This is a genomic window from Lysinibacillus sp. FSL R5-0849 (genome assembly GCF_038595075.1).
Lineage (GTDB): Bacteria > Bacillota > Bacilli > Bacillales_A > Planococcaceae > Lysinibacillus > Lysinibacillus fusiformis.
The window spans coordinates 2,339,197-2,363,635 of the sequence record NZ_CP152004.1 but is presented as its reverse complement, the minus strand read 5'-3'; the positions used below and the strand labels follow the sequence as shown (position 1 = coordinate 2,363,635).

Annotated in this window: 21 protein-coding genes and 2 pseudogenes; 19 read left to right on the top strand and 4 right to left on the bottom strand. The window is 32.3% G+C overall.

The annotated features are described in order from the left end of the window. Positions 1-236: 236 nt before the first annotated feature. From MKY80_RS11540 to MKY80_RS11525, 4 genes are all read left to right on the top strand, one after another. Positions 237-878, top strand: a complete 642-nt coding sequence (locus tag MKY80_RS11540; RefSeq protein ID WP_342529259.1) for a TnsA endonuclease N-terminal domain-containing protein — start codon at positions 237-239, stop codon at positions 876-878. Beyond that, entirely contained in the window at positions 871-2,793 is a 1,923-nt protein-coding gene (locus MKY80_RS11535; protein WP_342529258.1) for a hypothetical protein, read from the top strand. Before MKY80_RS11540 ends, MKY80_RS11535 begins: the two co-directional genes overlap by 8 nt. A gap of 15 nt (positions 2,794-2,808) precedes the next feature. After that, positions 2,809-3,792, top strand: a complete 984-nt coding sequence (locus MKY80_RS11530; protein ID WP_342529256.1) for an ATP-binding protein — start codon at positions 2,809-2,811, stop codon at positions 3,790-3,792. Between the two features lie 75 nt (positions 3,793-3,867). Beyond that, positions 3,868-5,184, top strand: coding sequence for a hypothetical protein (locus MKY80_RS11525; protein WP_342529254.1), 1,317 nt, complete (start codon positions 3,868-3,870; stop codon positions 5,182-5,184). A 305-nt stretch (positions 5,185-5,489) separates the two neighbouring features. Here MKY80_RS11525 and MKY80_RS11520 read toward each other — a convergent pair whose 3' ends face one another. Continuing rightward, positions 5,490-6,482, bottom strand: a complete 993-nt coding sequence (locus tag MKY80_RS11520) for a DGQHR domain-containing protein (protein ID WP_342529252.1) — start codon at positions 6,480-6,482, stop codon at positions 5,490-5,492. A gap of 131 nt (positions 6,483-6,613) precedes the next feature. On the opposite strand from MKY80_RS11520, the gene MKY80_RS11515 reads away from it, so the two are divergent. The 15 genes and pseudogenes from MKY80_RS11515 to MKY80_RS11445 all read left to right on the top strand — a co-directional run bounded on the left by MKY80_RS11515 (position 6,614) and on the right by MKY80_RS11445 (position 21,380). Beyond that, the gene (locus MKY80_RS11515) at positions 6,614-6,973 is read left to right on the top strand and encodes a helix-turn-helix transcriptional regulator (protein WP_328017063.1); all 360 of its coding nucleotides are present in this window, start codon (positions 6,614-6,616) and stop codon (positions 6,971-6,973) included. A 244-nt stretch (positions 6,974-7,217) separates the two neighbouring features. Next, the gene (locus MKY80_RS11510; RefSeq protein WP_342529250.1) at positions 7,218-8,282 is read left to right on the top strand and encodes an NAD(P)-binding domain-containing protein; all 1,065 of its coding nucleotides are present in this window, start codon (positions 7,218-7,220) and stop codon (positions 8,280-8,282) included. Between the two features lie 89 nt (positions 8,283-8,371). Continuing rightward, positions 8,372-8,818, top strand: coding sequence for a MarR family winged helix-turn-helix transcriptional regulator (locus MKY80_RS11505; protein ID WP_342529248.1), 447 nt, complete (start codon positions 8,372-8,374; stop codon positions 8,816-8,818). A gap of 969 nt (positions 8,819-9,787) precedes the next feature. Further along, entirely contained in the window at positions 9,788-12,883 is a 3,096-nt protein-coding gene (locus MKY80_RS11500) for a metallophosphoesterase (protein ID WP_342529246.1), read from the top strand. Between the two features lie 548 nt (positions 12,884-13,431). Beyond that, positions 13,432-13,758 carry a metalloregulator ArsR/SmtB family transcription factor gene (locus MKY80_RS11495; RefSeq protein WP_328017067.1) on the top strand — a complete coding sequence of 109 codons (327 nt, stop codon included), beginning with the start codon at positions 13,432-13,434 and terminating at the stop codon, positions 13,756-13,758. Next, the gene (gene arsB / locus MKY80_RS11490) at positions 13,751-14,809 is read left to right on the top strand and encodes an ACR3 family arsenite efflux transporter (RefSeq protein ID WP_342529244.1); all 1,059 of its coding nucleotides are present in this window, start codon (positions 13,751-13,753) and stop codon (positions 14,807-14,809) included. Before MKY80_RS11495 ends, arsB begins: the two co-directional genes overlap by 8 nt. A gap of 12 nt (positions 14,810-14,821) precedes the next feature. Further along, positions 14,822-15,241 (top strand): arsenate reductase (thioredoxin), encoded by a 420-nt coding sequence (arsC, locus tag MKY80_RS11485; protein WP_342529242.1) that lies wholly within the window; start codon positions 14,822-14,824, stop codon positions 15,239-15,241. 1 nt (position 15,242) lies between these two features. Further along, on the top strand, positions 15,243-15,602 hold the full coding sequence (gene arsD, locus MKY80_RS11480) for an arsenite efflux transporter metallochaperone ArsD (RefSeq protein WP_009370518.1): 360 nt from the start codon (positions 15,243-15,245) through the stop codon (positions 15,600-15,602). 1 nt (position 15,603) lies between these two features. Then, positions 15,604-17,372, top strand: a pseudogene (gene arsA / locus MKY80_RS11475) (arsenical pump-driving ATPase). Between the two features lies 1 nt (position 17,373). After that, positions 17,374-17,655: a Fe-S cluster assembly protein HesB gene (locus MKY80_RS11470; protein ID WP_342529237.1), complete on the top strand. Its 282-nt coding sequence runs from the start codon at positions 17,374-17,376 to the stop codon at positions 17,653-17,655. A 65-nt stretch (positions 17,656-17,720) separates the two neighbouring features. Continuing rightward, entirely contained in the window at positions 17,721-17,942 is a 222-nt protein-coding gene (locus MKY80_RS11465) for a hypothetical protein (protein WP_342529235.1), read from the top strand. Positions 17,943-18,051: 109 nt separating this feature from the next. Beyond that, a complete protein-coding gene (locus MKY80_RS11460) occupies positions 18,052-19,407 on the top strand; it encodes an NAD(P)-binding domain-containing protein (RefSeq protein ID WP_342529233.1) in 1,356 nt (451 codons plus the stop codon). Between the two features lie 59 nt (positions 19,408-19,466). Then, on the top strand, positions 19,467-19,949 hold the full coding sequence (locus MKY80_RS11455) for an N-acetyltransferase family protein (protein ID WP_328017074.1): 483 nt from the start codon (positions 19,467-19,469) through the stop codon (positions 19,947-19,949). Positions 19,950-20,030: 81 nt separating this feature from the next. Further along, positions 20,031-20,402 (top strand): XRE family transcriptional regulator, encoded by a 372-nt coding sequence (locus tag MKY80_RS11450; protein ID WP_342529230.1) that lies wholly within the window; start codon positions 20,031-20,033, stop codon positions 20,400-20,402. Positions 20,403-21,146: 744 nt separating this feature from the next. Further along, complete coding sequence (locus MKY80_RS11445) at positions 21,147-21,380, top strand: site-specific integrase (RefSeq protein WP_043990338.1); 234 nt, start codon at positions 21,147-21,149, stop codon at positions 21,378-21,380. A gap of 423 nt (positions 21,381-21,803) precedes the next feature. Here MKY80_RS11445 and MKY80_RS11440 read toward each other — a convergent pair whose 3' ends face one another. The 3 genes and pseudogenes from MKY80_RS11440 to MKY80_RS11430 form a co-directional block, all read right to left on the bottom strand. Continuing rightward, positions 21,804-22,760, bottom strand: coding sequence for an acetyl-CoA carboxylase carboxyltransferase subunit alpha (locus MKY80_RS11440; protein WP_342529226.1), 957 nt, complete (start codon positions 22,758-22,760; stop codon positions 21,804-21,806). Beyond that, on the bottom strand, positions 22,753-23,601 hold the full coding sequence (gene accD, locus MKY80_RS11435) for an acetyl-CoA carboxylase, carboxyltransferase subunit beta (protein WP_089986506.1): 849 nt from the start codon (positions 23,599-23,601) through the stop codon (positions 22,753-22,755). The genes MKY80_RS11440 and accD overlap by 8 nt, the downstream gene beginning before the upstream one ends. Before the next feature lie 21 nt (positions 23,602-23,622). Further along, positions 23,623-24,259, bottom strand: a pseudogene (locus MKY80_RS11430) (GntR family transcriptional regulator). Positions 24,260-24,439 lie beyond the last annotated feature (180 nt).

Below are 24,439 nucleotides of genomic sequence, written 5' to 3'. Positions count from 1 at the left end.
TATATCCTAGCTACTGTGTTAAGCGTTCTTATGTCCTAAGAAGATTTTTAAAGTTAAAGTTTGTGATTTTTGCAGTTTATAAATAATTAAATATAAAAATATTTTATTTTTGAATAAAGTCAAATATTTTAAGAGAACTATGCTTGGTATAAAAGTTTGAATTTTCTAAAATTTGATGGTAATTTTAATTTAGTACAATATTCAATTACATAACAAACTGAAGGGAAGGGGATATCTTGTTTACACCAATTAATAAGAATTTTTCGAAAAAATTCGGAAATAATCGATGGAGCAGTTATAGTATAAAGCTACAACGTGATGTACACCTTTCTAGTAACTTAGAGTATGATAATTGGCTTTCTGTTGAATGTAATCCTTTTATTATTAATTTTTGTGAACAGCCATTTGAGATAAAACAAGTAATAGATGAAAAAATTTATACTTCTATACCAGACATGTGGATTTTATATGCAGATGGTACTGAAGAAATAAGAGAAGTTAAATACGAGAGAGATATTAAGGAAATTCGCGTTCAACGACAGATTAAAACACAACAAATATATTGTAAGGACAAGGGGATTATACATCGCGTTATTACAGATAAAGATATACGTTCTAATCAGAATCTTCTCTCTAATTATAAAACAATTGTAATGATATTAAAAAATCATAGTTCTTATGATTTGGGTATTCACGATTCATTAATAAATCTCATAAATACTAAATCTATTTCGATAGAACAAATAGCAATAAAATTATCAATTCCAGTTAATAAATTATTTCCAAATGTTGCTTTCCTATTGTTTAATGGTACTATTTCTGCAGACTTAAATCGTAATTTTTTTGGCAAAAGGCTGGAGGTATATAAAAATGATTAGAGACGAAGAGTTACTTAAACAGAATCTGCAATTAATGGAAAACTGGCCAACTGTTTTGGAGGATAATGTAAAGCCAGAATACCTTGAATTATATTTAAAACGAAAAGCAGCTGTTCAAGCGTATATTAATACAGATACTTCTTTACTTGCCATTTGTCAAAAATATGGCCTGTATAAGAGTGATTTTTATCGACTTCTAAAACGGTGTTTACTTCTGCATACCGATGGTCGTCCTTTTGGTTTTAGGGCATTAATTCCACATTTCAGAGTTGAAAAGCGAAAACTGACTAAATTTGAAACACTTTTAGAAGAACATCCAAAATTGAGAGAAAGCCTGGAAAAAGATTTTTTAAATAAAAAGAAAAAGGGGGAATTAAGAGAATTTAATATGAGCTTAAGGAAGATACATCAATATTTTATACAAAATTGTATAAAATCAGGAATCGATCTAAATGAATATCCATTAAATACAAAAACAAAAGCTAAAAAATCTGTTGAAAGATATTTACACAAATTAAAGGATTCACATTTTATATCTAGCGCCGCAAAATTCGGGGATGATGCTAATATGAAAGCAAAAAATACTGGTTCTGTTTTAACTGAATCTGAAATGACAAATATCATTCGGCCATTAGAGAGAGTTGAATTTGATGGTCATAAAATTGATGCATCAATTGCACTTATTTATACAACTCCAGAAGGTGATCAAGTTATTGATACAATTAATCGTATTTGGATTTTATCAATTATTGATGTAGCTACAAGAAGTATATTAGGTTATCATTTATGCGTTAATCAGGAATATTCTTCTGATGATGTTTTAATGTGTATACGCAATGCAATTAAACCTTGGGAACCGATGCAATTAACGATTCCTGGTTTAGAATATAAAGAAGATGTAGGATTTCCATCTTATCTAATTCCTGAAATGCAATATGCTATTTGGGATGAGCTATGTTATGACAATGCAAAGGCTAATTTAGCTAATATTGTACAGGAAACCTTAAGAAAATTTGTTGGATGTTCTGTAAATGCAGGTCCAGTTGCTACACCTGTTAGAAGAGCGTTTATTGAAAGATTTTTTAAAACACTTGAATCAAAAGGATACCAAAGATTGATTAACACAACAGGAAGTGGACCAAAAGATCCTAGAAGGCGTAAAAATTCTAACGAAATAGCAACAGATTATGAAATTCACGTAGACCATATACATGAAATAACTGATGTACTTATAGCAGAGTACAATGCTACTCCACACTCTAGTTTAACAGGATTAACCCCTTTACAAATATTGAGACAACGTATTGATAGGGGTATGTTTATTAATATGTTACCAAATGAAAAAAGAGCTGAGTTCTTGTTTTTTACACAAAAAGTGAAAAGAACAGTTAGAGGAAATATAACTAAAGGAATAAGGCCCTATATTTATTATGAAGGTGTTAGATATGTAAATGATTTATTAGTGAACACTTATAGTCTTGTAGGTAAAAAGCTAATATTGGCAGTAAATATTGATGATATTCGCTTTGTAAAAGCTTATTTAGAAGATGGTAGTGAACTTGGCAACTTAACAGCTACTGGTAAATGGGGACTTAGACACCACAGTTTACGAGAAAGAAAAGCCATAAATCGTTTAAAAAATAATGGAGAGATTCATATCAATATAAGTGATGACCCCATTGAAATTTATCATAATTACTTAATGAAAAATTCTTCAAGTAAAAAAATACGTAGTAAACTTGCTGACTTTCAAAGGAATCAAGTAAGTAAAAAAAAGCGATATAAAGCTGATACAACTGATAAAGGTGTTATGTCAGATTCAGTACATAATGACAGTCAGTATAAATCGAGATCAGCCTCTAATAAAAAACAAGAAAAATCATTTGAAAAGTTGAGAAGAACAATACAATTTTAGTAAAGGATGTTGTAAATGAAGATGCATTTTAAAAAGCCTAATATTAATGCTGAAACTCATCCTATCGCTATCGGAGATTATTGTATAGGCACCAATGCTATTAGTAAATTGTATAGCTATGTGACGAAATGGATTCGAAATAGATTACCTGGTGCTATAATTTATGGTTATCCGAGAATAGGGAAGACAGGGGCAGTTCGTTATTTAGTGAGTGTTTTACAGGAAGATTTAGGACCGAATTACCCACTATATCACATAACATGTAAGACAAGAAAAAACCCAAATGAAAATTCTTTTTTTGAGGACATGTTACTAGGTGTAAAACACGATCTAGCATTGGTAGGATCAAAATCAAATGTAAAAAGAAATCGACTAGTTAATTTACTTATCGAAAAAGCAGAACAAGCAAATACAAACAAGGTAATCTTATTCTTGGATGATGCTCAGAATCTTTTTGAAATTGAATATCGATGGTTGATGGATATTTATAATGAGTTGAGCTTAGCCCAGGTACATTTAATTGTATTCTTGGTTGGACAAAGGGAATTACTTAATCAGAGGACTGTTTATCGGGATACCGGAAGATATCAATTAGTTGGGAGATTTATGTCACAAGCCTATGAATTCAAAGGAATTCTGGATATAGAGGATTTAGAAGAACTTTTACTAGGTTATGATAAGTATTCTGAGTATCCAATTGGAAGCTCTTGTAGTTATACACAGTTTTACTTCTCAGATGCGTTTGATAATGGTTTTAGACTAACCTCATTAACATCAACAATTTGGGAGATAATTGAGGAATCAAGAAGAACCCATGGAATAAAAGGAAATTTAGATATTCCAATGCAGTATATTGTTTTATTTATAGAAAATCTCTTTTTACAGTATGGGGAAGAAGAGAAGGACTACGATATTATTCATATTTCATCTGAAACGTTAAAAGAAATATTTGAAAGTACAGGGTATTTAGAATGGGAGATATATGGTCGAACTACTTAAATTTTTTAAGGGGGAATATCTATTAACCTTTGGAACCCAGAGTGGATACAAACAAATGAATCTTTATGGGGAATTGTGGAAAAATTTAAATTTGCAAATGTTATTAATGGAAAAGAGTTTTTTAGGTATTATGCTATTCAATCAAACACTGTTTTTGTAAATCCAGATACACCAAAAGGAACCCTTATTGAGTCATCATATCTATCAAAGGAAAAATTACTAAAAACTTTCCATACAGATTTCGATAAATATATTAAGGATTATATTTCAACAATACCATTGTTAAATTTTAATTTGCCTGCTTTACATACTGATCTATACTTCTGTAAAAAGTGTATAGCCGAAGGTTTTCACAGTATGTATCATCAAACGATTATTATAAAGAATTGTCCTTATCACCCCTCTGAAGTCTTAACGAATAAATGTCCTTTTTGTAAGAGCATCTTCAGAAAATTTAATTTAGGTTATAAAGAAGATGCTTTTTGTTGCAAAAATTGCAAACGAAATATTTTAAAAAATATACAATTTCGTGTAATTTCTACTAAGTGGAAAAATAAGCATGATATTTATGACCCTCTTATTAATAGGTTAGTTAGTCATATTCCAAAGGATAAAAAACTATATTTCATTTTCCCAATTAAGATCAGTGCAAATAATTTAAAAAATATAAATACTACGTTGATACCACAATTATTTGATAATATAACTTTCAAATGTTTCGTGCCTATTTCATATAATAATAATAGTAGTTTTCAGTTACAATATCCTCAAAGAGGACAGACGAAAAGTAGCTATTACTTACGTTCGCTTATTGCTGAAGATCCGGAACAAGATCTTAGATCATTGAGATACCTAAGCGAGCATTTTATAAGGGTGAAATTAAATTTAGAATTATTTAAGCAATCTAAAGCAATTATGAAATCTGTTGAAAGATTTATATTGAAACAGCTAGATAAAAAGACTCGCACTGAAATAAAAAGAGCATACAATAAATATGGGTACAATTCTTCTGAAAACATTACAGGTCCATTTATTGATTGGAAAAATAGATGCTATGAGGATTGGTTGTATAATGCTAAATTAGGTAGAAATTACCCCTCTTTTAACTTCAAGAGGCATGATTATTATTCTCAAATATTCCCTTCATTCAATAATGAAGAAAAATTTCAATCCGATTTACATTATTTTCTTAGAAGAGTCGAATCCTACAGTTTATTAACAAATATTTTTAGTAAATTGTTGTTTAGTTATCTTTATGCAAGTTTCTTAGAACTTAATAATGATTATTCTGAGAATCATATCTTTATTAATCCAAGCGTGTTTATACTTACTGAGGTCGAAAATACAGTAAAAGATATTAAATTTATTTGTAACTATTCGAAAATCCTATAATAATCTTAAGATATAGTATTTTAACGGGAAATACATGTACAAGAAATTCAAGACATGATAATTACAGGTAAGAATTAAGTTCCTGTCTTTCTATCAAACCAAAGGGATAACTAACAGATTGTATTATTAAGGTTGCGTAAAAGAAAATTATTCTAAAGTGAATAGTAAAAGCCATTAAGAGAATGTATCCTTAATGGCTTTTTTTGCAAGGGGCATTCATACTATAAATCTAATCCGCATCATTTGATTTATAAAGCAATTTATTTATACCCATGAGGACATAATGGCCTTAAATGTAATTTTAACTAACTTAAGCAATTTAAAATATCCTCTGCAAGCATTTTAGAGCCTGCAGTTCCCTTTATATATTTCAAATTACCAGTAGATAACCAATCAATTTCTTTCAAATTACTTAAGAGCTTCGTTAATTGAACTGAATCAGGTTGTTGAGATTTCATTGAATAATTATCATTAATTATTTCATTTCCTACAATCGCCAATGCATTTAGACAAGTAATATGTGTCATTCTATATAATTGATTATCATCCCACTGTTCTGGAAACAAATCTTTTATTAAATTGAAATAAAATAAAGCAATATTTAGTTTTCGTTCTTTTGATAGATTTGCTAAAGAAGATTTTTTAGTTAATAATTTTATGATGTTGTACAGATTTTGCAATGTTACATTTTTTTCTTTAGTTCTCCTTCCGATTAATGTTCCTTTACTAAAGAAGGGACTCTCTGGCTTAAGTATTAAGTTTGTAGCTACCCAGCTAATGTCATCATTATCCCTGTTTAAATACCGACTTAGTGAAGTTCCAATACCCTTAGCTTTGGAATTAATTACATCAAATAATTTAATTTCTTCATCCTCATCTAAATAATGAAAGGCCAAAAATGGAACGTTTAGTGTACTATATGTTTCATTTATATATTCACTAATTCCACCCAATCTATGCTGCCCATCCATCAATGTAGCTTTTTTAGTACATATTAATCTCCCAAAATTTCTTCTTTGACCATCATATGCATGAAACTCCCAATTTCCAGAAGCATTTAATAAAATCGGTGTGTAAAGTGCCTCTTCTCCTTGAGAAAGATAATTTGCAAAATCTTTACATCTTTTTTTATCTATAGGGCGTTGATATCCTTTGCCAGAAGGATCGTTATAAAGTTTGGAGTATGAAAAGTTGACTGCAATTTGAGATGAGACAAAGCCCTGGTAAGTAACACGACCGCGCATCTTAGATTGTAATACATTTTCTATTGCTATATTTGAAGGTAAGTTATTATTCATATAAAAACTCCTTAATAAAATTTAATACTCAAACATTATAGTACTTATAAGTACATATATCAATCAAATTTATACTATATGTAACTGTAAGATAGTACAAACCTCACATAGTCTAAATGTGAGGTGATTTTGTGGAAAGTTTAGTCAAATTAATTGGTAGCAATATCAAAGAGATCCGAAAGTTGAAGAAACTTACTCAAGAAGAATTGGCTGAAAAATGTGGTCTCCAAACTTCGTATGTGGCTGGGGTTGAACGAGGAGATAGGAATATTACCATACAGTCCTTAGAAAAGATTATTGAAGGCCTAGAAGAAACGCCAAGTAGTATCGTTAATTTTGATACACTGAATTTTAATAATAAGTATTTTGAAAAAAAAGATTTGATTATGATATTACAAAATCTAGTAGAGGATAGAAATGAAGCTGAAGTTCGGTTAATAATAAATATTGCGAATGAAGTATTTAATACGTATGAAAAAAAAGAGAAATAATCAGGAAATTAATTATATTTGAGACTTCAATAATCCACTCAGTAGAGTGGTTTATTTTTTTATTATTTTAGTTGCGTTTTGCAAGTAATTACGTTATAAATATTTTACAAAGCCTTTAACTTAAAGTGTTATGTTAAGACAAAATAAGTATCTTGAACACCGTTTATTCAACATTTGAGGGCAATGTATATCTATTTTTTTACATTAATACTTGCAAAATACAAATAAATAAGGGGGAATAAGAATGAAAGAAATATTTGATACAATCGTTATTGGGGGAGGGCAGGGTGGACTTGCAACAGGTTACCATTTACAAAAAAGTGGTCTAGAGTTTTTAATATTAGAGGCAAGTAATCAGGTTGGAGGATCTTGGCCAAGTTATTATGACAGTCTAAAATTGTTTTCTCCAGCAAGTGTTTCCTCTTTGCCTGGAATGAAGTTTCCTGGAAATATGAATCGTTATCCAACAAGAGATGAAGTTATTCGATATTTGCAGGAGTATAAAAATAAGTTTCAATTACCTGTTTTAGTTAATCAGAAAGTAGATTTGATCGAGAAAAATAAAATAGGTTTTACTGTTCGAACTGTCTCAGGCGATACATTTCAAGCTCATACCATCATTAATGCTACAGGCTCATTTAATAATCCTTTTATTCCTAACATTCAAGGGAGAGAAATCTTTCAAGGGAAAACACTTCACTCTTCAGAGTATCGAAATACACAGCCCTTTCACAACCAAAGGATAATCGTAATTGGAGGAGGAAATTCGGCTGTGCAGATTGCTATTGAATTATCCGAGGTTAGCAAAACTACTCTTTCAGTACGACAACCAATAAAATTTGTAAAACAACGTTTACTGGGATTGGATATTCATTACTGGCTGAAAATAATTGGTTTTGATACATTTCCTTTTTGGCGTTTTGGAAAAACTGCACCCAGAACAAATGCCGTGAATGATACAAGTGGATATAAAGATCGAATTAGTCAGGGAAATCCGGAACAACGGTTAATGTTTACTTCTTTTTATGAAGATGGAGTTATTTGGCCGGATGGAGAAAGGGAACCTGTAGATACCATTATCTATGCCACAGGATTCAGGCCACATTTACCCTATATGAAATTACTCGGTGCATTAGATGGGCAAGGAATGCCTTTACAAAAGGCAGGTATTAGCATTATCCCTGGATTGTATTTTGTGGGACTAGAAGGACAACGATCATTTGCATCTGCAACTTTAAGAGGGATGGGAAAAGATGCCGAATATGTTGTGAAAAAGTTACTTCACCACATGAAAAGTAGAAACTTTTGAATAGAGAAAACATCTTCAAATAAAGTTAAATGTATTTTAGTTGCATTTTGCAAATAAATAATATATATGTCTATATAGGAGATGATTAAATGGAAAATAAACGTGAACTTTTTCAAGTTTTAACTCAAAAGTTTGCCTTACTAAATAAAACATGTTGTACTGTAGGATCAATTGACATCACACCAATACAGAGCCATATTCTTTATGAGATAGACAAACAAAAAAATCCTTCTATGCAACAAATAGCAGAGGCAATAGGAATGGATATTACTACATTTAGTAGACAGATTCAAACTCTTATTAAGATGAATCTTGTCAAAAAAACTCCTCTAACCTCAGATAAAAGAGTGTACATTTTGTCATTAACGCTGGAGGGTACATTTCTTGCTGCTACAATTGATCAAATGATAAACAATTATTTAAATGAAGTTTTTTCGCATTTGAATGATTTCGAAAAAGAAACTGTTTTACGTTCAATTGAACTCTTAAACAAAGCCATGGCTAAATCAAGCTTTTGTTGTATGCCTTCTTCATAATGTGTTACCAAAGAAATACTAATGGAGAATAATTAAAACATGATCTTTAAAGAGTGCATTTAGTTAATTGAGCGTACTCTAATTTTATGTTTAATGACTAATGGTTATAAGCCAATTAATCATTTTATCTAACTGTTAAATAGTCCAAATAAAGATGTAATTGTATTTTATAAAAAATTGATCATTTAAAACAAAGATAGATCATTGATAATAAAGTTTATTAAAAATCCTGTGTTGATTTACAGGATTTTTTTGTTCAACAAACGGGCCAGGTTGTGGAATAATGAATTACATAAAAACCAACTGGGTTGCGTTGCGAAATCTAATTTCTTTCAAGTTCAGTTATACTCAACTAAAACAACCAGCATATAAGTTATGTGCTGGTTCTTCATTTTATAGGAATAATTTAATAAAAGTGCACTATCTACTTTAATCAAAAACCTAATACTAAATAAATTGATTTTTAAAATCATTTTCCTTCAATTTTTTACACGGGTCTAACAAAATCTTTCTTGTTTATTTTGCCCAATAATAATCTTATTTTCAACAAACCAACCATGTAGAAATAGTAATACTACGTCTACTGGGTTATATGTCTAAGTAGGATTAATTTTAGGAACAAATGATGTATGCACAAGAATAACAATTTGAATAATCGCGTTTAAGGATATATTAATATGTTCTTATAAACTTAAATTCTTTACACGACTTTGTAAACACGGGAAGTTATAAAAAAATAGTGAATATTTTACTGTTATATGGGAGAATATAATTATTCGATTTTATTATTCTCTTTAACTTTTTTAGCAAGATCTCTCAACAATTTTTTAATCTTAATTTTGTCATCAACAGTAGTTATTTTTTTTATTATTTCACTTGGTTTCACCTTTAACCCCGCCTTTAAAAATTATAATTAAAGATATTTATGCTTAATCTTTTTGTTTTAAAACACAACTATTGGAGGATAAGATGCAAAAAGTAATTTTACATTTATCGGATTTACATTATGACAAAAAATATGTCAAAGACTTAAGTATTGTTCTATCTGCATTAAAAGAGGATATTAAAAAACAAGCAAAAAAAATCGATTATATTTTATTCAATGGTGATTTAGTAAATCGGGGAAGTGATAAAGAAAGTTTTAATTTTGTTAAAGAGGGATTTATTTCACCTATTCTAGAATTAACAGGATTAACAGAAAATGAATTTTTTATTGTTCCGGGAAATCACGACGTTGATAGAGATATTATAAACTCATTTGTAGACGGTGATTTGTCTGGAAAGTTTAACGATAGAGATATTCTTAATAAATTTATAGATAGTATTGACCAACAAAAACAATTATTAGTCAGACTTGATAAATTCCATAACTTTAGAGATGAATTGCATAGAAATAATCAATCCACCCATACACAAAATCCGCTTTACTCCACTTATATTCTTAATAAAGATAATAACGAAGATATTAAAATTGGATTAGCATGTTTGAATTCATCTTGGTGTGCATTTGGTGGTGAAGATGACTATGGTAAAATCCTTTTAGGAGAAAGACAAGTTGATAATGCAATTGAAGATTTAAAAGATTGTGATTATAAAATAGCTATGATACATCACCCTCTAGAGTGGTTAAAAGAATTTGATAGAGAGTCTGTATATGATAGGTTAATAACAGGATTTAATATGGTATTAACTGGTCATATTCATTCACAAAATTATAAAGATATAGCTTTTGATAGCCATAATACAATTTTTCTTAAAACCGCATCCTTATTTCAAGGTAGAAATTTAAATGGGTACTCTCTAATTAACCTTGATTTTTCTACAAATGAAGTTGAAGTTTTATTTAGAGAATATTTTGAAGGTGGACGAAGGGTATTTGGGAAGGCAGAGAGAATAGCAGAAGATGGTAAGCGTGTATTTCACTTAGCAAATAAACATGATAATGGGCTACTAAAAAAAAACATTATAATTAGAAAGATATTAAAAGAGAGGGCATTCTCAGACATAAATAATAAGCTTTTATCAGTGGCTTCTGATTCTTTAGCGCCCAAAAATATTAATGAAATATTTGTATTACCTATTTTAACTACTAAACCAGAGAATAGTAACAAAGCCAATGAACAAATTATGAATGAAGAAGACATAGAATTAAACGATATTCTTAATAATGAAGAAAATGTTCTTTTTATTGGTAAAAAAGAAATGGGTAAAACAACTTTAATTAACTATATTTGCAATCACTATTTAAGAAAACATGATAATTATAAAATACCGGTTATTATTGATTTTAATGATATACCAAAAGGGAAAAATGTATTTCAAAAATCAATTCAAAGCTTTTTCATTAATTATGATATTAATGATTTTGAGGTAATTAAAAATTTAGAAAAAGGGAACTTCATTATCTTAATTGATAATTTTAATTTAAAAAATGATAAAAATATTACTAAATTTAAAGAGTTTACCTCATTATTTAATCAGAATCGATTTATTCTTGCCATGAAAGAAGATATTCTACAAACATTAAAAGTAAAAAATTTACCTGACCTAGGTTTTGAATATTTAACATTCTATATAAACGCCTTTAGAAGAGGCCAAATAAGGCAATTAGTGAAAAATTGGTTTTCATTCAAAGAAGTAGATGAGGATCAAATTCTCAACTATGTTTTGACTAGCATGAAACAAATAGGTGTACCTAGAACTCCAATGTTTATTTCTTTAATGCTATGGATATTGGAAAAAGAGGCTAATTTTACACCGGTTAATGAGGCTTCAGTAATCGAGAATTTTATCGAAACGTTACTTGAAAAATTACATCCTGATGAGGGGAAATATGAAACTATCGGTTTTAAAATTAAAATAGACTTTTTAGCATATCTTGCAAAAGAGATGATCAAGGATGATAAGTATTTTATTGAAACCCCTGTTTTTGAGCAACTATTTGTAAGTTATTTCAATAATATTGGATTAGAAATAGACACAAAATTAAAAGAAACATTTTTTGAAAAAGGGATTCTCCTTAAAGTTAGTGATGTCGTCTATTTTAGATTTACTTGTTTTTTTGAATATTTTTTAGCCTATGAAATGAATGAAGATAGTGAATTATACAACTTTATAACAAATGAAAATAACTATTTAGACTTTGCAAATGAAATTATTTATTATACCGGTTTAAATCAAAAGTCTAAAAGTTATGGGGTTTTAAAGCTTATTGAAGGAAGATTGTTAGAAGCTTTTAAAGACTTAGATAAAATTATTGATGTAAGAGAATTATCAAATCTTCCGGTAAAAGAGCTTTTAATAAGCCTTAAGGACAGTGAAAGTGTTACTGAGAAAATTGAATCAATTAAGATAGCAGAGGATGAAAGAGACATAATTTTAGATGATACTTTGGTTACTGATGATTCAACTACTCATGTTAAAGAAAGAAAAAACAGATTTAAAGAGGACTTTATTTACAACCTGATGCTTTATTCAAACGTACTTAAAAATTGTGAGTTAGTTGAAGTGGAACTAAAAATCGATGCACTTAAAATTTCTATAGAGAAATACAGTATTTTAATAGGTTTACTTTATAAAATTTTATATGGATCTGCAGCTGAGGAAATTGAACATGGGAAATCAATTGAAACGGATGAAGATTTTATGAATATGATTACATTGGGAGTACCTTTAGTAATGCAGGCAACTATACTTAAAGATTTAGGTTCACCAAAACTAAAAGTTGTTATATCTAAACTTATTGATAGAGTACAAACTGATTTTGAAAAACTATTACTTATATGCCTTTATGGTGATTTGAGGCTCGAAGGTTATATCCAAAAATTCCAAATTCTATTTAAAAATACACAATCAGTTTTAATTAAAGAAATAATTACAGCAAAATTACTTTATTATCAAGCATTCTTTACAATGCCTAAATTGGAACAGGAACAATTAATAGCACTATTATCAGATATTTTAGTAGAGAAAAGCAATACTAAAAATCAACTCGCAAAAGGTCAAATTAGGCAGGAATTACTTAAACGAAATTTATTATCGAAACATAGAAAAACAATAGAATGATTAAAATGACATGTGATTAAACCAAGCTATTATTATGCATAGAAGAGGAAAATTTCGATACTATTAATTTAAATGGAAATATTTAAATGCCTACGATACAGATAATACTTTAAAACAAGTAGATGAATATCAGTTGATGTTTTGGTATTGGAATGATCAAGTGTAAGAAATTCGACGCACTTGGTTACATTGGAAATAACTAAATTTCATAATTGGCTTATTCAACAATCGGGCGCGCTTGTTGAACAACATAGGAATGAAATAATCAACCTTAGTATTACAAAATAAGACCCCATTTTGATCGATTTTTTTCAAAATGGAGTCGTTTTTATTTATTGAAAAATACTGGTTTGTGAGATTTTTTTGATCAAACAAAATTACAAAGCTACATAAAAAGAAATTTTCAAATTGGGTAAATATCTGTTGCAATTCAAAACAATAAATCATAATATAAGAATATAGTTATATAATGATTATGTCACCTTCTTACGAGGTGATTTTATTTAAACCAATATATAAGAAAACAGTTATATAAGGAGTGCAGATAAATGGAAAACACACTAATTGAAAAACAACTAAAAGCAGCAGCAGATTTAAATCGCATTAAATTACTTGCATGCATGAAAAATGGGGAGGTATGTGTATGTGATTTTGTGGATGTGCTTGGAATATCACAACCAGCTGTTAGTCAACATCTACGAAAATTAAAGGAGGCAGGCATTATTACGGAACGAAAAGTAGGGACTTGGAAACATTACCGTTTAGTAGAAGATCAAACGCCACTGATGAAGGGCATTTTAGAACAAATTCAACCTTTAAAGGGGTGCAATTGTGAAACCGATTGCTGCCATGTAGGGGGATCTGATCATGAGTAATGAGTCTTTAACCAAGCAGCTTTCTTTTTTAGATCGTTACCTTACCCTTTGGATATTCGTTGCGATGGGAATAGGTGTTGTATTAAGTATCACCATGCCTAATGTTGGTGAAGTGTTAGAGTCCATGTCTATTGGCACAACGTCCATACCGATTGCTATAGGGTTAATTATCATGATGTATCCACCATTAGCTAAAGTAAAGTATGAAGAAATGTGGCGCGTGTTTAAGGATTGGAAAGTGCTATTACTATCACTTTTACAAAACTGGTTACTAGGCCCGTTCTTAATGTTCTTTTTAGCTATCATCTTCCTGCACGATTATCCTGAATACATGGCTGGATTGATTATGATTGGTTTAGCTCGCTGTATTGCGATGGTCATTGTGTGGAATGATTTAGCGCGTGGAGATCGTGAATATGTAGCTGGTTTAGTTGCATTTAACTCGATTTTTCAAATTTTAACATATTCTATTTTTGCTTACTTTTTCTTAAATGTATTACCTGGTTGGTTTGGTTTAGAGAATTTCCATGTATCCATTTCTATGTGGGAGATTACAAAGAGCGTTCTAATTTACTTAGGTATACCATTTGCTGCAGGGTTCCTCACACGATGGATAGGAATTAAAGCAAAAGGAAAACAGTGGTATGAAGAAAAGTTCTTACCGAAAATTTCACCACTTACTTTAATTGCACTGCTGTTCACGATTGTGATGATGTTTGCTTTAAAGGGTGAGCAATTAGTAGAACTGCCACTTGATGTAGTGCGAATTGCTATTCCATTATTTATTTACTTTGTGATCATGTTTGCTGTGTCATTCTTCTCTTCCCGTAAAGTTGGGGCATCTTATCCTGTCACAGCAGCTCTTTCTTTTACAGCTGCAAGCAACAACTTCGAGTTAGCAATTGCTGTTGCAGTGGGTGTGTTTGGCCTGCACAGTGGCGTGGCATTTGCCGCTGTTATTGGACCACTAGTGGAAGTGCCGGTCCTCATTGGACTTGTATGGGTTGCCTTACGTTGGCAGAAAAAATACTTTAAAACCATTAAATTATAAGGAGCAATTACTATGACACACACACTTTATTTCTTATGTACGGGAAACTCATGTCGAAGTCAGATGGCTGAAGGATGGGCAAAGAAATTACTACCTACCAATTGGACAGTTAAAAGTGCTGGTATTGAAGCACATGGCGTAAATCCGAATGCTATTAAAGCGATGGCGGAGGTAGGGGTGGATATTTCAAATCATACATCCGATTTAATTGATTTTGAGACATTAAACAATGCCACACTAGTTGTCACGTTATGTGGGGATGCAGCTGATAAATGCCCAATGACACCTCCTCACGTTCGTCGTGAGCATTGGGGATTTGAAGATCCTGCGAAAGCAACAGGTACAGATAAGGAAAAATGGACTGTATTCCAAAATATACGTGACGCAATTGGCAAACGAATTGAACAATTTGTAGCTGAGGAGCTGAAATAAATTGAAAAAAATTCATATCTATGAGCCAGCAATGTGCTGTTCTACAGGCTTATGTGGACCCTCTATAGACCCAGAATTATTGCGAATGTCATTTATTATGAATAATTTAAAGAAAACAAACATAGAAGCTGAAAGATTTAATCTTACAAACGAGCCAAATGCTTTTGTAGAAAACGAAGCAATCAATCAACTATTAGTGTCAGAAGGAATGGATGCCTTGCCTGCAACGTTTGTGGATGGAGAATTACTTTGCAAAGGAATCTATCCAACAAATGAACAATTTTCACAGTGGTCAGGACTTTCAGAAGACGAATTACTACAAAAGCCAAAAGTACGCTTGTCACTAAAAGGAGATGCGTAAGATGGAACGCTTTACAAGAATTCATTTCCCTGACACCCCATTCCTGTTTTTCACGGGGAAAGGGGGCGTTGGGAAAACATCGGTTGCTTGTAGCCTATCAATAGCCATTGCAAAGGAAGGGAAAAAGGTACTTTTAATTAGTACAGACCCCGCATCCAACTTACAAGATATTTTTGGCCAAACGCTTTCTAATAGTCCAACAAAAATTGAAGGCATAGACAATTTATTTGCAATAAATTTGGACCCTGAACAGGCGGCACAGCATTACAAAGAACAAATGGTTGGCCGTACCGTGGAAAACTACCTGAAGTGGTATTACAAAATATGGAGGAACAACTTTCTGGTGCTTGCACAGTAGAAATAGCTGCCTTTAATGAATTTGCATCACTATTGACTAATACTTCAGTGATTGAAAATTTTGACACTGTCGTGTTTGATACAGCACCTACAGGGCATACGTTACGATTATTACAATTGCCTTCTGCATGGTCTACGTTTCTAGATGATAACACGACTGGCACTTCATGTTTAGGTCCTTTAAAAGGGCTAGAACCACAACGTGAAGTCTATAAAGAGGCAGTTGAACGTTTAAAGAATGCTAATCAAACAACGTTAATGCTAGTGACACGCCCAGAAGAAAATCCTTTAAAGGAAGCAGCACGTGCTTCTCACGAATTGTTTGAAATAGGCATTCAAAATCAGACTCTACTAATTAATGGATATATGAGCAATGCCAATTCTAATGATGATATCGAAGAGGCTTTCATTGCGCGTCAAGCTGATGCAATAGCAAAAATTCCTGAAGAACTAAATAAATTTGAGCATTTCTACTTACCTTTTGTACCGTACTCATTATCAAGTATTGAGCGTATGCAAGCATGGACGACTGACCAAGAAGTTATACATGAAGATGAATCAAATGAAGAAACTAAGATTCTTGAGATAGAAGAAATGATTGCAGATTATTTAGAACGTAAACCGAAACTCATTTTTACGATGGGTAAAGGTGGTGTTGGAAAAACAACTGTGGCTTCTTATATTGCATTACGATTAGCAGAAGAGGGTACTCATGTACATTTAACTACAACAGATCCCGCCGCACACCTCGATTGGACATTCGGTGATGACAACGTTAAAAATTTAACGATTAGTCGTATTGATCCAAAAGCAGAAGTGGCAAACTATGAAGCAGAAGTGCTTGCAAAGGCAAGTGAAACGATGAATGAGGAAGGTTTAGCATTTGTGAAAGAGGATTTGGCTTCTCCTTGTACAGAGGAAATAGCTGTATTCAGAGCATTTGCTAACGTTGTAGAAAATCATCAAGATGAAGTCATTATTATTGATACCGCACCAACAGGGCATACGTTGCTTTTACTAGACGCAACAGAAGCTTATCATCGGGAAATAAACCGTTCGCAAGGGGATATTCCTCCAGCTGTTTCTAACCTGTTACCAAGGTTGCGTGATGCTTCTTATACAAGTGTTGCCATTGTAACTCTTCCTGAAGCAACACCTGTTTATGAAGCTTCGCGTTTACAAGAAGATTTACACCGTGCTGGATTATCTGTTGATTGGTGGGTTGTTAATCAGACATTTTCATCTATCTATACAACAAGTCCAACATTAATTCAAAAGCAACAAGCTGAAAAGAAATGGCTAAAAGAAGTTAGATCCATCAGCAATAATCAATTTGTGGCCATTCCATGGGTAAAAACGCCACCGGTTGGAACACAAGGCTTACATGAATTAAAAGGAGAGGAGAGAAAATAAAATGAAAATGAGTCCAGAAGGTAAAAATTATTTAGAACAGGTATTAGCTGATTCAGAGGTTAAAACGCTTCGTTTCTTTGGTATTGCAGGCTGCTGTGGATTTAATTTAGGTGTAGGCTTAGAAGCACCAGCAGAAGAAGATGCAATTCAAACAATTGAAGGTATCGAAGTCGCAATTCATCCTGATATTGCACCGCAATTAACAGATGTTACGATCCATGCAGAAGAAGAGAATGGTGAACTAGGTTTAGTATTAGTTGGATACTCACCGACATCTTGCTAACGAGTGATCTTAAATATACTGTCTGTCGTAGCAATTATTCAATCCATTGAATGGAGGATACAATAATGACAGTAAACCATGCTAGCGTATTAACTAAAGATTATTTTATCGCGTATTTAAAGTTAATTATGAATAGTAGAGAATGCACATTGATACAGGCTAAAGAGTTTGCTTTTGATTTCTTCTTTAAAGGAGATATGGATCATTACGGCACTTCTACATGGTTGCAATTTGAAAAAGCTATAAAAGAAATTGATAAAATCATGTGTAAAATTGAAGTGTGTTAACTATTATCACAAAAGCTTAAATAAATTACGTCTAGCTTACTGCTAGACGTAAAAAATATATTTTACATAAGGGAATGCTTATATATAGAAAAAAGAGGGGAAGTTAACGATGAAAACACTAAAAGTAATCAATCAAAATCAATCTTGTTGTACTCCTGCTCAGGACATTGAAGTCCAAGAGACTGTTAATAATTCCAATAAGAATTTACCGATTGTCATAATTGGTGCAGGTCCTATCGGGTTAGCTACTGCTGCTCATTTAATAGAGCAAAACCAGTCATTTATTTTACTTGAAGCTGGCAATGAAATAGCACACAATATTCGTACTTGGGGGCATGTCACATTATTTTCTCCATGGCGTTATAACATCAATAAAGCTGCTAAATCATTATTAGAGGGGTCTAATTGGGTAGAACCTAACTTAGAAACAATACCTACGGGGCATGAGTTAATTGATCTTTATTTAAAACCTTTGGCAGAGTTAACACAAATAAAACCAAGTATCCGATTGAACTCAAAAGTAGTAGGTATTTCAAGACAATTAAATGATAAAATGAAATCAAAAAATCGATTATATCAGTCCTTTAATATATATGTTGAAAAAGAGGATGACATCGATATTATTGAGGCAAAAGCAGTTATCGATGCAACGGGAACATGGGGGAACCCAAACCCAGCAAATTCTACAGGTGTTTGGCTGAAAAATGAGAAAGTATTAGCAGAACACATTGAGTATGGTATTCCAGATATAAATACAAATCCTAAGAGATATGCAAATAAGAAGGTTGCTGTCATTGGTGGTGGTCATTCAGCGATCAATACCTTATTAGCTTTGGCTGAATTACAAAAAGATAATCCTTCAACAAAGCTTGTGTGGATTATGCGTAAAAGATCTGTAGAAGAAGCCTATGGCGGGGAGGAAAAAGATGCGTTGGCAGCACGTGGCGCACTCGGTATTCGCATCCATGAGTTAGTAGATACAGGAAAGATTGAGGTAGTAACACCTTTCTATATTTCACAAGTGAAAAAAGAAGAGAATATCCATATTGTAGGTACTATTAATGGAGAACAAAAAGTACTTACAGGATTCGATGAACTTATTGTTAATGCAGGAAATCGACCTGATTTTACCATGAACAATGAACTGCGTTTATCTATTGATACAGCAACAGAAAGTGTGCAAGCATTAGCGCCACTAATTGATCCTAATGAGCATAGTTGTGGCACAGTAAGAGCGCATGGTGAAGAAATACTACGCCAACCTGAAAAGGACTTCTATATAGTAGGAGCTAAAAGTTATGGACGTGCACCAACATTTTTAATGGCAACTGGCTACGAACAGGTTCGTTCAATAACAGCTTATTTATCAGGGGATGAAGAAGCGTCGAAACGTGTGGAATTAGAATTACCAGAAACAGGCGTATGTAGTATTAATCTTGTCAATCAATCAAATACATGTTGTTAATAATTTGACTGTTAGCGAAAGCTAGCAGTCCTTTTAAAATATTCAAGGGGGGAAATGGAATGGACAAACTTATTATTCGTAAAATGGAAAATAAGGATTTACAAGAGGTATTAAAGATTTATAAAGAAGGAATCGAAACTGGAATGGCAACCTTTCAAACGGAAGTACCAAGTGAACAAGTGTGGGATGAAGGACATCATTCAACATTGCGTTTTGTAGCAGAATACCACAATATAGTGGTTGGTTGGATTGGCATTTTACCGGTTTCTACACGTGCTGTTTATTCTGGAGTTGGAGAAGTTAGTGTTTATATATCGAGTGATCATAAAGGGAAGGGCATTGCTTCAGAGCTTTTCAAAAAACTAATTGAAGAGAGTGAAAAGGCAGGATTTTGGACACTTCAATCATCTATCTTTGCCATCAATACATCAAGTATTCAATTACATAAAAAAATGGGCTTTAGAATAGTTGGAACTAGAGAAAAAATTGCTCAGTTACATGGGAAATGGCATGATACAGTCTTAATGGAAAGAAGAAAGTAGCTTTGAAATATAGTTTCAATCTTTATAATACTTCGTGTATTTCCATTGAATGAATTAAAACTTTATGAATGACTATATAGAATGATAAGATTTTTATTGATAGGTGGTGAGTATGATATGAAAACTAACGACATCGTAATAAACAAAATAATAAATTGGTTAGTGGCTGAGGATAAATCCCATGAATGGTTTGCTAAACAATTAGGTGTAAGTAAAGCACTTGTAGGATTTATGTTAAAAGGAGATTGTACTCTAAAATCGGAACGCATTGAACAATTTGCTAGGATAATGGGTATTACGACAAAAGAATTGGTTCACACAGATGCAATAATAGAAGACCAATTGACTGTTAATTTGCTAGGTGAATTTTCTAATCGTCGCTCTAAGAGAGAGCTGGATTCTTTATTATTTGCCATCAATGACTATCTTGGATTAAAAGAGCAGGTGAAATGATGGTGGCTTTAGTTGAATAAGACTCATTTATTTGATTGAATTTTTTGTAAAAGTTCCAATACATTTAATTACTCTAAATTAAAGCTTTAATGATTATTAAACTAAACATTATCTTTAATGGGGTTATTGCTTTAGTGTTGTTTTTCCTTGGAGAGCTTACGCTATGACTAGCAGTTTTAAGTGATACCGGAGCTGCATTATATGTAATAAAAGAAAAGCATGCTTTATAACATGCTTTTCTTTTATCAGAGTGCTGTACAGTAAAGTTTAATTACAATATATGTAAAAGTAGTCTAAAACTAATTGTCCCAAAAATTTAAGAAGTCCAAAACTAAAGGTTTAAAATCAAGGAAATTATTTTATTTTTAAGGACAGAAAGAATTTTGAAACTAGAAATTAAATGATAAATACAATATTTCCTCATGTAAAGTTTTGGTGTCCAAAACTATTTGTCTCAAGTGTCCAAAACTATCTGACCTTTTACATTTAATTCCGTCTCACTATTATTAGTATACTTTTCAATGAAACATAACTTCCTATAATTTATATTATGTAAACTAAAATTATTTGGCGAGGAGGAGGGTTTAGATACGTCAACTATCCATAATATCTGTACTTTTCGACTTGTAATTCTGAAGTTCCTTATAATTTTCATGTGAACGATAACTCTCCTTTTTTACGATAATGGGATGATTTTGTACAGATAATAATTATTGTTTAATACGATATCTGGAGGTTTTATACTTGCAACTACACGCAGCCATCGATGAATTTGTATTGTATATTGAGATTGAAAAAAATTACTCGGAAAATACGGTTACGAGTTATGAATACAATTTACAGCTCTTCTTAAGCTTTTTAACGGACCATGGCTGTTCAACCTGTTTAAATGAGATCACCAAGACCCAAGTACGTCGCTTTATCCAATATTTATTAGGATCATTAAAACAAAAACCTCCTATTTGCTTCTTAAAGTAAAGAAAATATTCTTCATTGTACAGTTAATGTTGAAAAGCAAACCCATAATAAATACTTATTTATTAAGTCGATATTATAAGGAGAAATAGGCGTTCCGAAAATTTTATGTGACCCTTTTAGTTTTTGTTTCGACACCTAACTTTTGGGGTGCAGTACCGAATTGCCCGATTGTTGAAGATCGTTTATTCGATATAGAAGAAACCCACGCATTTTGAAAAAAGTTTGATCAAAATGCGTGGGTTTTATTTAAATGCGAAGTTATTTTTATTAAACTATATTACAAATAATCGAACTTTATTATAAATGATCAATCTTTTTTACAAACTACAACTCTTTTTTCTTCCATCATTAGGATATTAATTTATTTAAGAAACAATTTTTATCTCTTTACGAACAAATTCACAAGTCCCATAACCAACGAATTTAAACTTCTGTATATTGTCCAATCTTTCTGAATTTCTCATAGCGATCTTCAATTAATTGTTCGCCATTTAGAGAATTCAATCCTTTTAGTGTGACGCTTATACATTCTTTTATATAGGATGCTTGCTTCGCAACATTGCGGTGTGCACCACCAGTTATTTCAGGGATTATTCCATCAATAACGTCGAGCTCTTTTAAGTCAGGTGCTGTTATACGCATTGCTTCTGCTGCTTGCTTCCCTAGGCTACCATCTCGCCATAAGATCGATGCAGCCCCTTCAGGCGAGATAACCGAATACGTTGAGTTTTCTAACATAAAGACTCGATTAGCTACGCCTAATGCAATGGCACCCCCACTTCCGCCTTCCCCAATAACAATACTAATAACTGGTACTGTTAGAATCGCCATTTCAGCAAGAGTTCTGGCAATGGCTTCACTTGGGCCGCGTTCCTCGGCTGCCTTACCCGGATAAGCTCCTTTTGTATCAATAAAACAAATAATTGGGCGCTTAAATTTCTCAGCTTGCTTCATTAAGCGTAATGCTTTACGATATCCTTCAGGGTGTGGCATACCAAAATTTCGTCGAATATTTTCTTTAGTTGATTTTCCGCGTTGATGTCCAACAATTGTTACGGGCTGTCCTTCAAAGAAAGCAATTCCTCCAAGAATAGCTGCATCATCACCAAATGTACGATCTCCATGTAACTCAATAAAGTCTTCACACATAGCTTCTATATATTGTAAAGTTGTTGGTCGTTCTGGATGTCTAGCAACCTGTACACGATCCCATGGCTTCATATTGGCATAAATAGATTGTTCTAGCTGTGTTAGACGTGTTTCAAGCTTTTCGATTTCGCTTGTCATATCTACATCTGCCTCTGTAGCAATCGTTTTTAATTCATCAATTTTTTCTCGTAATTGTATTACTGGTTCTTCAAAAGCTAAATTTTTAGACATGTTGCACACCGCCTTTTGTATGCATTTTTACAAGCATTACTATTTGATTTCGTAAATCCTTCCGATGGAAAACTGCATCAAGCTGACCATGCTCTAGTAAAAACTCTGATTTTTGGAAATCACTTGGTAATTTTTCTCTTAATGTTTCTTCAATGACACGGCGACCAGCAAAGCCAATCAATGCTTGTGGTTCCGCAATATTAATATCTCCAACAGAAGCAAAGCTTGCTGAAACGCCACCGTAAGTAGGGTGCGTCATGATCGAAATAAATAATAGTCCTTCTTCACTATGACGTTTTAATGCCACACTCGTTTTTACCATTTGCATTAATGATAGAATACCTTCTTGCATGCGCGCTCCACCACTAGCAGTAAAGATAATAACCGGTACACGTAATTCAATAGCTTTTTCAACGGCACGTGTGATTTTTTCTCCTACAACGGAGCCCATTGAGCCCATACGGAAATGAGAATCCATAATGGCTACAACAATTTCTTCTCCATCAAGAGTACCTACGCCAGTCAGTACAGCTTCGCTTAATCCCGTTTGTTGTTTAGCCACTGAAATTTTTTCTACATAATCAGGGAAATTAAGTGGATTACTTGTTTGTAAATGATCATCCATTGAAACAAATGAACCTTCATCTAAGAAATATGCTACGCGCTCCTGTGCAGTCATTTTGAAATGATGGTCGCATTTTGTACACACTTTATGATTTTTTTCTAATTCCTTTGTTAACTGAATGTGACGGCATTCTGGACATTTTGTCATAAGTCCTTCTGGAAATCCCTTTTCCTGTCCGTCCTCTTTCTTTTTACTAAAAAAGCTACGTATTGCCATGTTTGACTCCCCCTTTGTTGTCTAAATGCCTTGTTCAGCATTCATCCACTGTTCGTAAGCTTTAAATGCTTCTTTTTCATAGCCAAGTTGCATCGATTTCAACATAGTTTGAATGATTAATTTTTCTTCTTCTGTTGAGTTTCGATTTAAACGGTCATCGCCATAAACTACTAACTGAAACCAGACTTTTAGTGAAAGACGATTTCCTTACGTGATGATTATTTCTCGTAAAACATCCCGACAATTCATCGTACTTTCTATCTCTAGCTTTACAAAAAAACTGCCCCACACTGGTAGTGCTCGCAGAGTTTCTGTACAACTTATAATGCGAATGGCTTCCTTTTCATGAATTGTCGCGTTAATTCGAAATCCTTTTTGATTTTTCATCTTCTAATATAAACATCGACAATATTTCTACGAGCTGATGCTTTTGTAGAAGCTAGAAACGTACCTTCCCCATGTCTCGTTTCAATAAGACCTAATAACTCTAAACTTCGCAATGCCTCTCTCACAGAGGATCGCCCGACACCTAGACGTCTGAAAGGACTCTTTCGGAAGGTGACGTTTCACCAGCCTGTATTTTTACTATTTTAATAAGTTGTCGTAATTGTTGGACGATATCTAAAAACTCTTTCTTTTGTTTGGTTTTTTTATCCATACGATCAACTCCTCGGTCAATCTATTCGCCTTGGAATAATTATTACTGTCGCTTTCCTTTCGCGCAGATAAACAATGCATCCAAAGGCTTTATCTTCATTCAGTAGGTGTTTGGAAACCTACTAAAAAGAAACAAAATCCACCATTTTCAGATGATGGCGTCTCTTACTGAATGAATTCA

Excerpts from the sequence above, each read along its gene's own strand:
- MKY80_RS11535 (WP_342529258.1), top strand. The coding sequence starts at position 871 with ATGATTAGAGACGAAGAGTTACTTAAACAGAATCTGCAATTAATGGAA.
- MKY80_RS11530 (WP_342529256.1), top strand. The coding sequence starts at position 2,809 with ATGAAGATGCATTTTAAAAAGCCTAATATTAATGCTGAAACTCATCCT.
- MKY80_RS11520 (WP_342529252.1), bottom strand. The coding sequence starts at position 6,482 with ATGAATAATAACTTACCTTCAAATATAGCAATAGAAAATGTATTACAA.
- MKY80_RS11510 (WP_342529250.1), top strand. The coding sequence starts at position 7,218 with ATGAAAGAAATATTTGATACAATCGTTATTGGGGGAGGGCAGGGTGGA.
- MKY80_RS11505 (WP_342529248.1), top strand. The coding sequence starts at position 8,372 with ATGGAAAATAAACGTGAACTTTTTCAAGTTTTAACTCAAAAGTTTGCC.
- MKY80_RS11500 (WP_342529246.1), top strand. The coding sequence starts at position 9,788 with ATGCAAAAAGTAATTTTACATTTATCGGATTTACATTATGACAAAAAA.
- MKY80_RS11495 (WP_328017067.1), top strand. The coding sequence starts at position 13,432 with ATGGAAAACACACTAATTGAAAAACAACTAAAAGCAGCAGCAGATTTA.
- arsB (WP_342529244.1), top strand. The coding sequence starts at position 13,751 with ATGAGTAATGAGTCTTTAACCAAGCAGCTTTCTTTTTTAGATCGTTAC.
- arsC (WP_342529242.1), top strand. The coding sequence starts at position 14,822 with ATGACACACACACTTTATTTCTTATGTACGGGAAACTCATGTCGAAGT.
- MKY80_RS11470 (WP_342529237.1), top strand. The coding sequence starts at position 17,374 with ATGAAAATGAGTCCAGAAGGTAAAAATTATTTAGAACAGGTATTAGCT.
- MKY80_RS11465 (WP_342529235.1), top strand. The coding sequence starts at position 17,721 with ATGACAGTAAACCATGCTAGCGTATTAACTAAAGATTATTTTATCGCG.
- MKY80_RS11460 (WP_342529233.1), top strand. The coding sequence starts at position 18,052 with ATGAAAACACTAAAAGTAATCAATCAAAATCAATCTTGTTGTACTCCT.
- MKY80_RS11455 (WP_328017074.1), top strand. The coding sequence starts at position 19,467 with ATGGACAAACTTATTATTCGTAAAATGGAAAATAAGGATTTACAAGAG.
- MKY80_RS11450 (WP_342529230.1), top strand. The coding sequence starts at position 20,031 with ATGATAAGATTTTTATTGATAGGTGGTGAGTATGATATGAAAACTAAC.
- MKY80_RS11440 (WP_342529226.1), bottom strand. The coding sequence starts at position 22,760 with ATGTCTAAAAATTTAGCTTTTGAAGAACCAGTAATACAATTACGAGAA.
- accD (WP_089986506.1), bottom strand. The coding sequence starts at position 23,601 with ATGGCAATACGTAGCTTTTTTAGTAAAAAGAAAGAGGACGGACAGGAA.